Annotated in this window: 13 protein-coding genes; 6 read left to right on the top strand and 7 right to left on the bottom strand. The window is 39.2% G+C overall.

Annotated features, from left to right (window positions below; all coding sequences use genetic code 11):
- On the bottom strand, window positions 1-1,437 hold the full coding sequence (gene ltrA / locus FAY30_RS10060) for a group II intron reverse transcriptase/maturase (protein WP_149872629.1): 1,437 nt from the start codon (window positions 1,435-1,437) through the stop codon (window positions 1-3).
- Window positions 1,438-2,143: 706 nt separating this feature from the next.
- Between ltrA and FAY30_RS10055 the strand changes: the two genes are divergently transcribed.
- Genes FAY30_RS10055 through ncs1 form a run of 4 tightly spaced genes read left to right on the top strand, consistent with a single transcriptional unit; the run spans window position 2,144 to window position 6,396 of the window.
- A complete protein-coding gene (locus tag FAY30_RS10055) occupies window positions 2,144-2,893 on the top strand; it encodes a sensor histidine kinase (protein ID WP_149869752.1) in 750 nt (249 codons plus the stop codon).
- An 18-nt stretch (window positions 2,894-2,911) separates the two neighbouring features.
- Entirely contained in the window at window positions 2,912-3,604 is a 693-nt protein-coding gene (locus tag FAY30_RS10050; protein ID WP_149869751.1) for a response regulator transcription factor, read from the top strand.
- Window positions 3,601-4,914, top strand: a complete 1,314-nt coding sequence (locus FAY30_RS10045) for a sodium:solute symporter family transporter (protein ID WP_149869750.1) — start codon at window positions 3,601-3,603, stop codon at window positions 4,912-4,914. The genes FAY30_RS10050 and FAY30_RS10045 overlap by 4 nt, the downstream gene beginning before the upstream one ends.
- A gap of 12 nt (window positions 4,915-4,926) precedes the next feature.
- Entirely contained in the window at window positions 4,927-6,396 is a 1,470-nt protein-coding gene (gene ncs1, locus FAY30_RS10040) for an NCS1 family nucleobase:cation symporter (protein WP_149869749.1), read from the top strand.
- 32 nt (window positions 6,397-6,428) lie between these two features.
- Here the strand turns inward: ncs1 and FAY30_RS10035 are convergent, their stop codons facing one another.
- The 4 genes from FAY30_RS10035 to aspA form a co-directional block, all read right to left on the bottom strand.
- Entirely contained in the window at window positions 6,429-7,655 is a 1,227-nt protein-coding gene (locus FAY30_RS10035) for an amidohydrolase (RefSeq protein WP_149869748.1), read from the bottom strand.
- A 73-nt stretch (window positions 7,656-7,728) separates the two neighbouring features.
- Window positions 7,729-9,294, bottom strand: coding sequence for a glutathione ABC transporter substrate-binding protein (locus FAY30_RS10030; RefSeq protein ID WP_149869747.1), 1,566 nt, complete (start codon window positions 9,292-9,294; stop codon window positions 7,729-7,731).
- Between the two features lie 122 nt (window positions 9,295-9,416).
- The gene (locus tag FAY30_RS10025) at window positions 9,417-10,886 is read right to left on the bottom strand and encodes an amidohydrolase family protein (protein WP_149869746.1); all 1,470 of its coding nucleotides are present in this window, start codon (window positions 10,884-10,886) and stop codon (window positions 9,417-9,419) included.
- Between the two features lie 205 nt (window positions 10,887-11,091).
- Entirely contained in the window at window positions 11,092-12,510 is a 1,419-nt protein-coding gene (gene aspA, locus FAY30_RS10020) for an aspartate ammonia-lyase (RefSeq protein WP_411675478.1), read from the bottom strand.
- Between the two features lie 365 nt (window positions 12,511-12,875).
- Here aspA and FAY30_RS10015 point away from each other — a divergent pair, with 365 nt between their 5' ends.
- On the top strand, window positions 12,876-14,000 hold the full coding sequence (locus FAY30_RS10015) for a polysaccharide deacetylase family protein (RefSeq protein WP_149869744.1): 1,125 nt from the start codon (window positions 12,876-12,878) through the stop codon (window positions 13,998-14,000).
- Window positions 14,001-14,059: 59 nt separating this feature from the next.
- Here the strand turns inward: FAY30_RS10015 and FAY30_RS10010 are convergent, their stop codons facing one another.
- A complete protein-coding gene (locus tag FAY30_RS10010; RefSeq protein ID WP_149872657.1) occupies window positions 14,060-14,482 on the bottom strand; it encodes a MarR family winged helix-turn-helix transcriptional regulator in 423 nt (140 codons plus the stop codon).
- Between the two features lie 196 nt (window positions 14,483-14,678).
- On the opposite strand from FAY30_RS10010, the gene FAY30_RS10005 reads away from it, so the two are divergent.
- Window positions 14,679-15,923: an MFS transporter gene (locus tag FAY30_RS10005; protein WP_149869743.1), complete on the top strand. Its 1,245-nt coding sequence runs from the start codon at window positions 14,679-14,681 to the stop codon at window positions 15,921-15,923.
- A 54-nt stretch (window positions 15,924-15,977) separates the two neighbouring features.
- Here FAY30_RS10005 and FAY30_RS10000 read toward each other — a convergent pair whose 3' ends face one another.
- The gene (locus tag FAY30_RS10000) at window positions 15,978-16,862 is read right to left on the bottom strand and encodes a YitT family protein (RefSeq protein WP_149869742.1); all 885 of its coding nucleotides are present in this window, start codon (window positions 16,860-16,862) and stop codon (window positions 15,978-15,980) included.
- Window positions 16,863-16,897: the final 35 nt, after the last annotated feature.

Below are 16,897 nucleotides of genomic sequence, written 5' to 3'. Positions count from 1 at the left end.
TCAGTACGTTGCTAATCTTTGTGCATATTTCATTTTACGAACAAGGTCGGGAGTATAATACTCTTGACCTTGTTCTTTTGCTTTAAGAACTCTTTTCTCCTGTTTCTCTTGTTGCTTCTCTTTCATTCGAAGAATGTAGCTTTCTAAGGAAAAACCGTATATTTTATGATAATAATACCAATATGAAGGGATGAGACCTATCATCGCAAAGAATTTATTATTCCACTTCGTTTTCATGGCATGACCTTTTCTTTGGCTTGGATGGGCATGTATCATGGATACTCTTAGTCTTTGCCGAATATAGCCATCTATCGCTTGTAACTCTTTCCCGAATGCTTTAAAGAAACATGAACTTGCAAATCCATGTTCTTCATTCGCTTTAATCGCTTTATATATGGTTAGAAAATAGTTAACCTTACCTCGTATTACAGGATTTACTTGGTCAATCCATTTTTCCTTGCTTAGGGTTAGAGTTTTCCTGGTTTTATCTTTGATTTTCTGTCGAAAATCCTTCCAAGTAGCTTCTTTTGGTTTGGCGATATAGTATGGCTTACCATCCTTTTTACGTTTTCTCCAGTGTTCAAACGTAAATCCCATAAAGTCGAAGTCATCGTCATCAAAATTTACAATCTTTGTTTTCTCCGATGCAAGCTCCAGACCGAGTTCGGCTAATTTATCTTCCGTAATCTCAGCCGCCTTTTTAATATCTTCTTCTGATTTAGCAAATATCAAGAAGTCGTCAGCGAATCTTACAAATCGAAATTTATGTTCTGCCCAAGTCCAGTCAAGTTCATTTAGATAAACGTTCGCAAGTAGTGGCGAGATGACTCCTCCTTGCGGAGTCCCAGAATCAGTTAAATGATATTTTCCTTCTTCCATATATCCCGCCTTTAACCACAGCCATATCATATCTAACACAGTTCCATCTGCAATGTATTTGTTTAAGACTTTTATTAGATTTTTGTGTGGAATATTATCGAAAAATCCTTTAATGTCTGCATCGAAGATGTAATTGTAACCTTGTTCGATATTTGCAAGGATTATTTGTAGAACACGCTCTGGTCCTACATTAGGTCTGTACCCACATGACCATTTGTGGAAAATACCCTTTTCAAATTTCGGCTGAAGAACGTTTACCAAAGCCTGTTGGACAATTCGGTCTTCTATATTTGGTATGCCTAGAGGTCTCTTTTTGCCATTTTTCTTGGGAATGTAGTGCCTTCTTACTGGGGAAGGTTTGTATTCTTTCTTTCTTAACTTTTGTAAAAGCGAATCTAAATTTTCTTCTAGACGGTATCTATAACTGTCAATCGTTTCGCCATCAATACCACCAGACCCTTTATTGGCTTCTACTTTTTCCCAAGCAGCTTTTAGTTTTCTGTCGAAAAGAATTTGTCCGTAAATACTATGCCATTTGAATTTTAACGCTTGATTCATTGCATATTCCGCACCCTTCATTGTGTACATTCAGCTCGTTTATACCGAAGTATCGTTTTCTGTTAGCATTACACACCTTTAAAGATGTGGAGCCACAAGGTCGTTCCCCTTCCGTTCATGTATGGTTTGGTCCATACACTACTTCCGTACTATGAGAACGTCTGACTTCTCCATCCACAGCCATCATTTCAGATTAACCTTATAGATGAATGTCCTTTCGGTAAGAATGGAGACCTCACGGGGTCATCGTACCTTCCTTTTAAACATACCCAGCACCATCACTTGGTAAGCTGTTTCTGCCCGGCTGATTCATTGAACAGAAACCATTACTGTTTGTAGCGGGCTTCCCATTATAATCGCATGGTCGCCAACTTACCCCGCCGCCGTGCTTCACACTTTTGCATTTGGGTCTGCTTATCCGACTACGGGTCTCTCGATTGTCCGCATCTCCTTCAGACACCACCTCACGGTGATGCCCTAGATTAGTCTTCACTAGTTGTATCAGCACTCTAATGGAAGGACTTCCACCTTCGAGAGAATGAGTCTTCTGGAATTCGGGAGTCGTGTTTACCGAGATAACGTACTCCAACCTTTAACAACTCATTCAGTGCAAGTAATCTGCACAAGGTACGACTGCCCGTCGCACAATTAAAAGGGAGCAGCACCCTCCTCCCTTTTTTCTACATCTTTAGGAGAATCCCAGACCATGCTAACTGTTGAAACTTTCTCCCTTCATATAATGATCGCAGCCCTATCCCCATTGCTAGGGGCTTTTACATTACTTTTTTTATTTATTTTTGAAAAAAGAATTGACTTATTAGAAAAGCAAAAGAGAGAAATTGCTTTAGAAAGAGAGTTGCAAACCGCACTTTATAATCAATTAAATCAAGAAATTCAGCCGCATTTCTTTTTTAATACCTTAAATTCAATATTAAGTTTAGCAAGGCTCGATCGAAAAACAGAGTTAATTCAATCAATTGAAACTCTGTCAAAGCTGCTTAAATTTAAATACCAAACAAATAATACATTTATTACCTTTGAAGAAGAGTTAACCTATGTCAATTATTATTTGGAAATACAAAAGATTCGATTTAGGGACAGACTGCATTATGAAATTTTCATCGATCCAGATGTAAACCAAGCAGTTACGATTCCATTTTTAATTCAAACCTTTGTTGAAAATGCCTTCAAACATTCTTTTGAAAAATATATTGGCGAAGCCTTCTTAAAAACATCGATTGTAAAAAAAGAAAAAGCAGTCCACATAACGGTGTGGAACAGCTCACCTGATCAGTATAAGGAACACTCTCATGAAAGAGGACTCGGTTTAGAGAACATTACAAAAAGGCTTGAGCTTTTATTTCCAGCTGGTCAAACGTCTGTACAATTAATCAACTCAGATGAAGGTTCAAGCGTTTTAGCTATATTTCCGTTTGTACATAAGTCAGAGATGTAAGGTAGGTGCACAATCCTTATGAATATCCTGCTAGTAGATGATGAGCCGCTTGAATTAGAGCAGCTCGAGTATTTAATTCTTAAAAAATTTCCGAATTGGAAAATCTTTAAAGCTCAAGATGCATCTAAAGCACTCCAAATCGTAAAGCAGCAAGACATTTTTATTGCTTTTCTTGATATTCAGATTCCTGGGAAATCAGGGTTGGAATTAGCAAAAGAATTAACACGCTCTTATTCCATAGACATCATTATGGTAACTGCTTTTCAAAATTTTGAATATGCCCAGACTTCGATTAGGCTTGGTGTTGTTGACTACATTACGAAACCAATCATTGAAAATGAACTGATGGCAGTGTTAAACAAGTATGAACGATTGGGAAGGTATTCAGAGCAAATTGTTCAAGCGCTAAAAATTATTCACCAGGAATATAGTGAGAAATTAACGTTAACTTATTTAGCTTCAAAAATTCATATTAACCCCGCTTATTTTAGCAGGAAATTTCAAGAAGAAGTTGGAATCGGTTTTTCTGAATATTTAAATGAATATCGGTTAAAGGAAGCTCAAAAAATGCTCATCGAATTTCCCGATTTAAGTATTAGTACCATTTCAGAAAGATGTGGATTTAACAGCCAGCATTATTTTAGCCAAATCTTTCGCAAAATGACAGGACAATCACCAAGGGACTATCGCTTAAGGGAGACTTTCCATTGAAAAGAAGTGATTATCAATCATATATTCGCGGTACCATTAAACTAGGGGTCAGCTTTGGGGTTGTCAGTTTATTGGCCCGCTGGGTAACTGGAAATACGATTCTTTCCTCACCAGAAACATTAATCAAATACGGAATAGTCGGTGGAATAGGTTATTCTCTTGTAGGCGCTTTATCCCTTATTTTATTTGGCTTTTTGGCAAAAAAAATCTATGAGAGGTATCCCAACCAACAAACCATCGGAGATGTTTTAAGACAAAAATTATCACCAAGTGGTTATTGGTATATGATTGTCATTCTATTTCTAACAAGCTTTCATTCTATATTTATTCAAGCAATGGGAGCTGGTATTCTCATCGATACCATTTTTCCGTTTCCCGCTTTTATAGGGATATTTTTCTTTTTGACATTTTGTTATTTTATTGGAGGTGTGGGTGGCTTACAACGCCTTCATCAACTTGCTGGTGTAAATGTCACCCTAATTTTTGCAGCTGTTATTATTATTCCTGTTTTCTTTTTCATTCAGGAAGGGATTTATCCCGTTTATGACGGCATTAAGCTATACCATCCCTATTTATTATATATAAAAAACACGGACGCCTTTTGGTTTATTTTCACAGCCATCTTTGTCTTTTTTGGGCAAATTTTGGTTGATCGGGCCACTTGGCAAAGAATATTTATCCTCCATAAGGATAAGGTACAAGTAACCTTTACCTTAACAGGCTTGGTATGGGCAACCATCCCTCTTGCTTTATCTTCTTTATTGATGATTGTAATTTTTGGAAGAAGCTTTAAGAATGTTTATTCACTATTTTTTGAGCTGGTCGACAAAATTCAATCGACCGCACTTATTGTTTTATTTGTCTTATTTTGTTTTAGTGCAATTGCCTCAGCCATTAGTTCTGAATTACACGCTACCTCTACCTTATTTGTAAAAAATGTTATGGAATTGTTACGTCCTCTTACTAACGATGAACAATGGAAATATACTTATATTTTTTCAGGGGTTATATGCGTATTTTTACTAGCAACCGTCAGTATTCTTACACCTACCCCGCTAACATTATTATTTTTCTTTGGGAATATTTACGCAGCCATGATTAGCCCAATGCTTTTTATTATTCTAAGTAAAAGCGTACAACCTTTTATCATCCCCTTTTCGTCTTTTATTGGAACGGTTAGCGGGTTTGTATTTCTACAAGTAACAAATGATCTGAAGTCTATTTGGATAAGCTTTGCTATTTCAACTTTTATTTGTTTAATTGTTTTATTGTATAAATCCTTAACAAAAAAAAGAATACGCGAATTTTAGAGGGAGGTACCATTGGAACAATTACATGCCTCACTTGGAGATCAGCCTAGCTTTAGCCCAGATTTATTACCTACAAAATCTGAAGCAAGAACATGGAAGGTTGGTCATTTTTTCTCAATTTGGATGGGATCAGTTCATAACGTCCCATCCTATGTAACGATTGGTGGATTTTTTGCTATAGGACTTTCTATTTGGCAGGTTTTCTCAGTTATTATGGTCTCTTCCCTAATACTGGCTGTAATAATGGTTCTGAATGGTCATGCTGGCAGTAAGTACGGAATCCCTTTTTCCATACTGCTCCGTTCCAGCTATGGTATGAAGGGTGCGCTATTTCCTGGCGTCCTAAGAGGTGTTATCGCCGCCATCATGTGGTTTGGTCTCCAGACTTATGCTGGCAGTCTGGCAATTACGATTTTAATCGGAAAATTTTGGCCCGCTTATTTAACATTAGGCGGGGAATTTACCCTTTTGGGTCTAAATCTCCCTGGCCTTCTTTCCTTTTTTCTTTTCTGGATGATAAACGTTTTATTTATTTTTGCTGGGATGGAACGGTTAGGGAAAGTAACAAAGATTGTTTCCCCTTTAGTTTTTGTTGTTTTTGGGGGAATGGCCATCTGGTCTATCAAACTGGCCGGAGGTATAGCTCCCATATTAAGTTACAGTGCAAAGGGTGTTGAGGGAAATAGTTTTTTCGTTTTCATGACGTGTGTGTCTGCGATTATGGCAACATGGGTCGCACAAGTTGTAAGCGTAGCGGATATTACAAGATTTTCACGTTCTAATGCAGATCAGTCAATCGGACAAATATCTGGTTTGATTATCGCTTACTTGTTATTTGCTGTTGCAAGCATTACGATTATTGTCGGCTCAGAAATTGCCTTTGGAGTTCCCATCTGGAATATCTTAGATGTGGTTGAGAGATTTGATAGTAAATTCGCTATTGTCCTTTCATTAATGACCATTTGCTTATCGACATTATCAGTAAATATAGTAGGAAATATTATACCTGCTGGTTTTCAGCTAACTGCTCTATTCCCAAAAAGACTAAATTTTAAAACCGGAGCTTTGGCAGCAACCATCATCGGTTTACTCATTATGCCATGGAAGGTGATGGAAAATCCAACAAGTATTTTCGCCTTTTTAAATATCGTTGGCGGTTTATTAAGTCCGGTAATTGGCGTTATGCTGACGCATTATTTCCTCATTTGTAAAAGAGAAATTAATTTACAAGAGTTATATTCATTCAGGGCCACTGATCACATTCCCAATGGGATAAATCATCCTGCAATGCTGGCAACGCTCATTGCAGGTGTCTTTAGTTTATTAGGCTTTTTTTTTCCTTCTCTAGAATCTTTATATCGTATTTCTTGGCTTATCGGTATATTTGCAGGAGTCGTATTGTACCTATTATTTTTTTATTATAGCAATCGATTGGCAATTAGATCAGATCGGCCTCATTCAGGAGTAGCAAAAAAGGGATGAATTTTTCATCCCTTTTTGTTATCATTCCTATTTCATTCATTTAAGGATCCAGAAACTAGGTTACCTTCAAAAAAGACTGCCATACGTTTTGACCGTCTAGCAATAGCTTCCGCTGAACAACTGGCATCAACGAAAACCATATTGGCTACATCACCTGCTTTTGGCCAAACTTGGCTGCCCTCTTTGTCTAAGGCTGTTTTCCCCCCCGTAATATATTTCAAAGCCTGACCAAGTGAAACTTCATCCGTCCATCTGAATCGTTCTAGAAGACGTCCTGCCCTCTCCAGAACATCGCCATTTCCTGTTGGCCACCAAGAATCATAGATATTATCATTCCCTATGGCTACTTCAACTCCACATTCAGATAAAAGATTGACTGGGGGAATGTTCCTGCCGATTGGAAGGCTGGTCACAATTGAGATACCCGCTTCTTTTAAAATCGCGGCCATTTCGATTGCTTCTTCTTTCGAGACGTCCCCAAGTCCAAATGCATGACTGACTGCTACTCTTCCTTCCCATCCCGCTTGCTTAGTTAAAAAAGCAAGGCGTTTCATCGTGAAAGTTCCTAAATGACCCGGGTCATGTAAATGCAAGTCAATATCAGCATTCCCTTCTACAGCCAAGTCCATTAACTGTACTAAAGATGCTTCAATATTATGATCAATCGTTGCCGGATCAACCGCCCCTACAATCCCTGCACCGTTCCTCAAAGCTTCTCTAACTAATTGTACGGTTCCGGGGCGAAGAAGGCCATGCTGGGCAAAGGCTACCATTTCTGAGCTTAGTCTATTTGAATATGTTTCTAACGCTTGCCCGACGCCCTCTAAATTTTGCAATCCTGCTTCCGGATAGATATCCACGTGGGTTCTTATATGGGTTGAGCCATAAGATAATAATACATCTAGCAAAGCTTCTGCGCGTTTCTGGGTGCTGGAAGGAATGGACGCTAGAATATTTTTTTCTATTTCACATCGTTCTATAACACCTGAAGCAGGGATACATGCCCGCCAATCTTCACCCATGTAAGTTTTATCTAAATGCACATGCTTTTCAATAAATGATGGAAGCAGCAGCAAACCTTTTGCATCCTTTACAGGCAGTTCATTTCCGAAAGGCACTGAACCTTTGATGATTTTTTCGATTTTACCTTCTACTATTAATAAGTGAAATAGCCCTGTTGTTGTTCCTGTTACTCTATCATTTTCTTTTCTATATCCCGTTTCTATTCGGGCATTTGTTAACAAATAATTACAGCTCAAAGTAATACATCCTTTCTATTCCTATTACAAGATAAAAGGGTGTATCCACTGGGATATCCCTCTTATCATTTTCCTATTTAATTGAAACGTCATTGATATCTAAATAGCCTGACGGTGTAATCGAAAAACCGTTAACGCCTTTTGCCACTGCAGCTAGATTTTCAATCACGCGCACTGGAATATATACCGCATCCTTCATTTCTAATTCTTGTGACTTTGCATATAACTCTATCCGTTTCTCTTGGTCTTTTTCTTTCCGAGCGGACTCTATTAAGCTATCAACTTCTTTATTGCTATAAAAGAAAGTATTTCCGGATGCACCCTGTGAGTCAGTATGGAACAGGTTATATTGATTGTAATCCGCATCCCCGGTTGCATTTCTCCAGCTTAGGATAAACATCTCTGAATCACCCTTGTTTACCTGGTCGACAAATGTCCCATACTCGAGAACTTGGATATGCAGTTTAATGCCAATTCCTTTTAACTGTGATTGAAGTACTTCTGCCATATTTACTCTTTCCTTGCTATCCATTGTTTTTAGAGTTGTTTCAAACCCATTTGGATAACCGGCTTCAGCTAACAACTTTTTTGCCTCATTCAGGTTATATTCATATGCTTTCATATCAGCATGGTAGCCAAAAACCTTTGAGCCTAATAATGAATTCGCTTTTTTCCCCACATTATTGTATACGCCTTTTAAAATCGAGTCCATTTCAACGGCATGAGCAATGGCTTTACGTACACGGATATCATTAAATGGTTCTTTTTTGACGTTAAAGCCAATATATTCTGTTCCAAATCCCTCACTGCGGTAAACCCCAACCTGTGATGAAGATTCGACAGTGGACATCATTGGTACTGAAAGAGGTTCGGCAATATGTGCTTCGCCTGTTTCAAGCATGGAAATTCTTGTTGTTTCTTCTGGGACTACTTTAAAAACAACCTTATCTACCTTAGCTTTCGTTCCCCAGTATTCCTTGTTCTTAGTAAAGATAATTTCTTGTCCTGGAGACCAGGATTCAAAAACAAATGGACCTGTACCACTCGGTTCATTGATTATCTTTTTACCGAACTTCTCAATCGTTTTTGGACTGATAATACCGCCTTCGTGACTGGCTAGAATGGAAAGTAATGGTGCGAATGGCTCGGATAAAATAAATTGAACTGTAAATTCATCCACAACCTTCACTTCTTTTACCATTTTAAATACAACTGCTCTGGGTGAACCAACATTTGGATCTAGCAGCCGATCAAATGTCGCTTTTACAGCCGCTGCATTAAAAGCTGTGCCATCGTGGAATTTTACACCCTTTCTTAACTTGAATTCCCAAGTAGTATCATCTAACTGCTTCCATTCTTCAGCCAACAATGGTTTTATTTCAGCGTTTTTATCTCGACCAACAAGCCCTTCATAAATTTTCATATGGGTAACACTTGCAGCATTAATCGTCGACATGAAATGGTGATCTAAGTTTTCCGCGTCAGACAACCTGGCAATGACTAAGGTACCTCCGTCTTTAGATGCTGTTTCCTTGTTATTGCCCTTAGTGCTGACATTCTTATTTGTAGAACACCCCGTAATAACAATGGCCATCAATAATATGAAAAAAAACTTCCCAAACCTTTGGTTTGCACCCATAGACTCTAGCCCCCTGAATATTAATTATAATACTTGTGTTTGTTTAATTATAAGGAATATTCAGATTATTTTATTTCTAAAATTTTTACCTTTTTTTAAACTATCTTTACCTCTTTTAAGAATTAGATAGAATCTACCATTCTAAACGAAGAGGTGAACAATTCATTTTTCGGAATTTGCTGGTAATCCCTTTCAAAATATCCTTTTCTCATTTTATTAAAATATTTTTGACCATTCGTCTTAATTTTTTCTAAATCAAGACTTGGAATTTTTTGATCCCTCATGACAATTTGGCCATTGATAATCGATAATTTTACATCTCTTCCAGTTCCGCTTACAATCATAGTACGAATCGGGTCATCAATAACTCCCATATGGAATCCTTCCATGTCAATCGCAATGATATCCGCTTTTGCACCGACGGCTAAACGTCCGAGATCCTCTCTTCCTAGAAAATCCGCACCTCCGATTGTGGCTGCTCGAAATAAATCAGCATAAGTAGAATCCTCTACTGTTTTTTCGATATAACGTGAAAGCATGCTGCCTGTTCTAATGTTTTGAAACATGTCTGGAGGAAATGTATCTGTCCCTAATGCTAAGTTAATCCCTGCTCGTTTATATCTTGCGAACGATTCCAAAGCGGATCCATGCCTCCCGATGATTAAAGGACAATGAATCACTGTTGTATTTGTAGCCTTTAGAAGTGCTAAATCATCTCCCTCGCCGGATTCTGCTTCACTGTATCCGGCGATAAAGTGAGCATGAGGAATGCCTGTTTTTTGTCCTAAAAAACCTAGATCATACAAATAGCGAATAGGGGTTACACCGTGTTGTTTGACTATCGTATGATATTCAAAAGTCCCTTGGGCTGCGTGAAGCTTAATGGGAACACCCAATTTCTCGCTATAATATTTTGTATGTTTAAGACTTTCTTCTGTCTGACATTCTATTCGCTCTGGTGCAAGCATCCCTTTTATTAACCCATTATACGCACCATCAAATTCTTCGACAAAGTTCACAGCACGCTTCAGCCCAGCTCTGCCTGCTTCCTCATCCCAGTACAGTTTAATTGTCCCATCCGGCTGCACCACTCTAATCCCTGATTGGTAGCTGGGTCCAAGATAAATTCTTAAGCCAAGACTTGCTGCGTGTTTTGCTGCAGCAGCTAATTCCTCATACGTTTCAGCCCATTTTTTATAAAAAACAGATGTGATCGGCATCGCGGTAGTAATTCCATGGAGAACAAGCTGTGAATAAGCATATAAAGATTTAAACGCTTCTTCTTCCTCTGTCATAACTTCATGGTGACCGTTTTCAACATATCGCTCTGACCAGAGCAGATTTTTCTGTCGGTTTGTACTTGCCTCTAAATGTAAAATATCGTGATCAATATCCCCTAATGCGTTTAAATCGATAAACCCAGGACTTATTACAGCGTTACCGGCATCGATGATCTCATCCACTTCACCTAAATAATTTTTTCCTACATAAATGATTGTATTATTTTCATAAACCACTTCGGCATGATTTAACATGACATGATCGAACCCGTCATACCCAATTACATATCTTCCCTTAAGTTTTGTTTTCAACTTCTTACTCCTCTCATCTCGATTTCTAACCGCATTAATTAAATTATAAAAAAAACGCGGTGTTTATGTTTTCAGAATTATTACTCCCTTTTAAAATATTTCTACTTCTTTTCTGCATTATCTTTACTTAAAAAAAGCCCCACTCCGAATTAATTATGGAATGAGGACTCTAATAAAGATAAAAAAGCTTCTTCATATTGATTTTCTAGTCTCGATCTAATAGTGCTGCTCCTGCGATCCCAGGCTCTGTCATTTCATAGATATTTAAGATGAGATCTAATTCTTCTTCAGTTAGAACATCATGCTGGAGGCATAGTTCACGGACCGATTTACCGCTGATCGTCGCTTCTCTGGCAATTCTTGCTGCTACTTCATAGCCTAAGTGCGGATTGACGGCAGTGATAATGCCGACACTCTTTTCTACGTATTCTTTAAGTCTGGCTTCATTTGCTTCAATACCTGCCAAACAGAAATCGGTGAAAGAACGGAACCCATTGTTCATGATGCTGATCGATTGCAGCAGGTTAAAGACTAGTACCGGTTCCATTACATTCAATTCAAGCTGACCTGCTTCAGACGCAAGACAGATGGTATGATCGTTTCCAATCACCTGGAAGGCAATTTGATTGATCAGTTCCGGCATCACAGGGTTCACTTTACCAGGCATGATAGAAGATCCCGGCTGGCGCGCCGGCAGTGAAATCTCAGCCAGTCCTGCGCGCGGGCCAGATGCCATCATTCGGAGGTCATTAGCGATTTTAGACATATTCATCATACACACTTTTAATGCAGCAGACACTTCTGTATAGGCATCCGTGTTTTGCGTTGCGTCAACAAGATGGTCGGCATTCACCAGTGGCAGCCCGCTAATTTCAGCTAGTTGTTTAACGACATCCTTAATGTATTTAGGGTCTGCGTTTAACCCTGTTCCTACTGCAGTTGCCCCCATATTGACTTCATATAAATTGTCCTTAGAATTTGAAATCCGCTTCATATCCCGTTCAAGTACACGAGAATATGCTTCGAATTCTTGGCCAAGACGAATCGGAACTGCATCTTGCAGATGGGTACGGCCCATTTTGATAACGTTTTCAAACTGTTTCGCTTTACTCTTGAAAACTTTGTGCATATCTTTCATCGTCTCAAGCAATTTTCCAAGAAGGCTTAGTGTGGCAATATGAATCGCAGTTGGAAATACATCATTTGTCGATTGTGACATATTTACATGACTATTTGGGCTTAGATGGAGATAGGCACCTTTTTCATGTCCAAGCAATTCAAGAGCACGGTTAGCAATTACTTCATTTGCATTCATGTTCATTGAAGTCCCAGCTCCCCCCTGAATTGGGTCTACAATGAATTGATCATGCCATTTTCCTTCAATGATCTCATCGGCAGCTTGACTGATGACATTTCCAAGTCCGCTATATAGGCGTGTTGTATTCATATTAGCAATGGCCGCAGCTTTTTTTACCATTGCCAGCGCTATAATTAACTCACCGTTAATTTGATAACCCGTAATGGGGAAATTTTCAACCGCTCTTAGGGTTTGGATCCCATAATATGCCTCTACCGGTATTTCCTTCTTACCTAAAAAGTCTTGTTCCATTCTTTTCGTGTCCACTATCTCTGTCTCCTGTCTTTATTATGTAAAAAGCATCTATTTGGATAAAGATTTGATTCACACAATGATAATACCAGTTAAAACTGTTTCTGTCTCTCCTTTTCACTATTACTTCATTATAAATATTAAAAATCTCAGGGAGAGTTAACAGTTGGTAGACAACAGGTTATGCCGTTCAATAGTAAAATGGAATTTTTTATAAACGAAACCAAATTTTCACCACGATATTTTTTTCCATTTTACACAAACTATATATAACTAATTTTTTCAAGAATTGAGGATTCCTGACACAACGGAGTCTTTTCATAAACAATTGCAAATGATATGATATTCTGCGAGATTACAAATTTACAAGGATGGAAAAGATGCATAAACTACTTTTGTTCGCAATGATCTCTACTCTACTGCTTTCCGGTTGCAGCATAAAAGTTGCAAGCGCAAAGAAAAATCCTGATGAGGCAACAAATACTGAAAGTGCCAAAGGATATAGCAAGGTAGCTCCACCAATAAAAGAAATACCTGAGTTTAAACCTCAAGCAACCATTTCATTCTCTCACATTACGTTTGCCTCCACAAATGTACGATTATCATTAAAAGATCGTGCAATGGAAATGCCAGAGGTTCAATACCAAATTTGGCGGACGGCAGACGGTCGGGATACTACGAAAACGTTCTCGTCCATACAAGAAGAAACTGACTTTTTAATTGGCTTTGATTTGAAAGAATTTTCGGGACAGCGAGGCGAATATCAGATAGAGGTGTATGGTGTATTCGACGGGGAAGCACAAGAGCTTCTTGCAAAATCCACCATGACATTTCAGCAGTATGTACCTATTCTCATGTATCACGCCATAGATGATTACAAGGGAGAGGGCATGAAAGATTTGTTTGTAACTCCTGCGAATTTTGAAGCACAAATGCGCTATTTAAAGGAAAACGGCTATACACTCCTTACGTTTGAGCGGTGGGACGAAATAAATAAAGTAAACAAGCCCATCCTTGTTACCTTTGATGATGGGATGAAAAACAACTTGAATGCTTTTCGGATTCTTCAGGAATTAAAGGATGAACGTTTCCAGCCCGCAGCAACAGAATATGTCGTTGCTGGAAATATTGACAGCAGCCCCTATTATTTGTCTGCAGATGATATAAAAGAGATGGTTAATTCCGGGATTTTTTCGATCCAATCCCATACGATGTCACATGCTGAGCTTCCGGAAATTAAGAACTTTGAGGAAGAGCTAAAGACATCAAAGATAAAACTTGAACAATTAACGGGTAAACCAGTGATTGCCATTGCCTATCCATTTGGTCATTTTAATCAACAAGTTGTAGAAGAAACGAAAAAATATTATCAATTTGCTACGACCACAAGACCTGGGCAATTTATAGAAAAAAACCGGCCGGATGAAATGGTGCAGATGTCCCGCGTCCGAATTTCATACTCTACCACACTGAAACAGTTTGCCGCTTTAACGGCACAAAGATAGGAAGCTTTTACAGCTTCCTTTTTTATATCCTTGATTATCACCTGGCTGCTAGCCAATGTTTAAAGGAACGCTTGATTAAACTTCTTTAAAAGTTGGCCGAATACCTTCCGTTCCTCTTCCGGCCAATCATTTATTAGCTCTGCAATTCTTTCCAATCGCGCCTGTTTATAATCGTTCAATTCCTTTGTTCCAAGCTCCGTTATTTGAAAAGAATAGGCCCGTCCATCTAACGGATCAGGAATTTTATACAAATACCCCTTATGCTCTAATGCGGCTGCTTGTCTGCTGACAGTAGAAATATCTAACTGAAACTCGCCAGCCAATACCTTAACCCCGACTGCCCCTTTTGTAGCAATGCGGCGGAGCAATAAGTAGGCAGATCTGTCAAGATTCCACTTTTTTTTATTAGTTGAAACGGATGTAGTCCGGCGTATTAGGATTGCCAGTTCAAGTTCAATCATTTCCAAAGACTGTTCATGCATGTGCATTTCATTAATACCTCACTGTTAAACTTTTCTTCTTATTTACTATGATAACACAATCGCCAAAGGATGGAGAAACGCTTCAAAGTCCCCACGGCAAGAAAACACTATTGACGCAGTAGAAAATAGTTGTATAATACAAATATATAGTTTCATAATACAACTATTTACAAAAAATAAAAAAGGGGAAATGCGTATGTCATCAATACCACCAATTATTCCTTCATCACCCGCCAAAATTCCTTCAACACCAGAGATAAAAGGAAGTTTATTCACTCAGCCAAAGGCTATCTGGGCCGTATTTTTTGCCTGTATCATTGCTTTTATGGGAATTGGCCTTGTGGACCCTATTCTACCGGCTATCGCTGAGCAATTGCATGCATCCCATAGTGAAGTTACCTTGCTTTTCACCAGCTATAACGCAGTGATGGCAGTTGCCATGCTCATTACGGGAATGATTTCCTCAAGGCTTGGGATTAAATGGACACTTCTTGCCGGCATTGTTATTATTGCCATTTTTTCCGCCCTTGGGGGATTATCCAACGGCATTTGGACACTCGTCAGTCTCCGGGGCGGCTGGGGATTTGGGAACGCTTTGTTTGTGGCAACAGCATTAGCCGCAATCGTCTCCTTATCCAATAGCGGCACAGCAAAAGCCATTATTTTGTATGAAGCCGCTATTGGACTTGGCATATCAGTCGGTCCGCTTCTTGGAGGCTGGTTAGGTGCCATGTCCTGGAGAGGCCCATTTCTAGGCGTTGCCACACTGATGATTATTGCCTTTATCGGGTTATTCTGGCTAATGCCAAAAGCCCCGAAGCAAGATTCCGAGCAGCCCAAAACATCTATATTAGATCCATTCCGTGCCTTAAAACACCGTTCTCTTCTTGTTTTCGGCATCACGGCCGCTTTATACAACATCGGCTTTTTCACCCTGCTTGCGTATGCACCATTTGTCATGGGATTGGATGAACATGGCTTGGGATTTGTATTCCTTGGCTGGGGCATATTGTTGGCCGTCACCTCTGTTTTCATGGCTCCGAAGCTGCAACAATGGTTTGGTACGGTTAAATCCATGTGTGCCATGTTAATTCTGTTTGCCCTGCTATTATTCGCCATGGGCATTTGGTCATCAACGCAATGGGTGATTATTGCTGCCGTTATTGCCGCCGGTGCCTTGCTCGGAAATAACAATACATTAATCACAACCGCTGTCATGAACGCAGCACCTGTTCAACGTTCAACAGCTTCAGCTGCTTACAGCTTCCTCCGCTTTATCGGGGGTGCAATTGCCCCATTTATGGCTGGAAAACTGGCAGAAATTTATAACCCTTCCGTCCCTTTCATCGTCGGAGGCGGATTTGTGCTAATCTCTGTTCTATTTATCATAATAAATAAACAACATGTATCGCATGTAGATGAGATCGAATCTGGCCATTAATACTACTCAAAGAATCTGCCCTGAAAAGCAGATTCTTTTCCTTTACTTACCCAGCTAATGAATATCACGTTTCTTAAAACGGCCACCCCGCACTTCAGATATGTCCGCTATCGCCAAGAATGCCGTTGGATCAATATCCTCTACGATTGTGGTTAATTTGGATTCTTCCAATCTGGAGATGATACTAAAAATGACTTTTTTACTGTCCCCTGTATAAGCACCTTGACCTTTAAGATAGGTTACGCCCCGGCCTAAGCGAGCATTAACTGCATCCCCAATTTGCTCAGCTTCATCACTAATAATCCAGACAGATTTCGTTTCTTCCAGGCCTGCTACAACCGTATCAATAGCCTTAGATGCGATGACATAAGCTAACAGAGAATACATTGCACGATCCCAGCTAAAGACAAAGCCTGCTGCTCCTAGAATAAAGAGGTTCATAAACATGATGATCTGCCCGACTGAGAAAGGAACTTTTTTATTAATGACAAGTGCCAGTATCTCAGTCCCGTCTAAAGCACCGCCATTACGAATGACTAAGCCTACTCCAATACCCAAAATCATTCCGCCAAAAAGGGTGGCAAGGAGGATATCATCTGTAAAAGCAGGAACGGGATGAAAAAAGGAGGTAAAGACGGATAAAACGATAATTCCGTATACAGTAGAAAAAGCAAATGTTTTTCCCATTTGTTTATACCCCATATAAACAAACGGCAAGTTTAGTAAGAATAGAAAAATCCCCAGTTTCCAGCCGGTTATATGTGAAAGCATAATCGAAATCCCTGTTATCCCTCCATCAATTACGTGGTTTGGAACTAAAAAGATTTCCAGTCCTGTTGCCATGAGAACAGCGCCAATAGTAATAGCAATGACGCGAAAAATAATCCTGCTGAGGGGCAGCCTTCGATGTTGAATATTTTCTTTTATTAAATCTGTCATTGGACCACTCCTTTGTATTTGGTATATTTTTATAT

It is taken from the genome of Bacillus sp. S3, from assembly GCF_005154805.1.
Lineage (GTDB): Bacteria > Bacillota > Bacilli > Bacillales > Cytobacillaceae > Neobacillus.
This window is presented reverse-complemented; position numbering and strand designations above follow the sequence as displayed.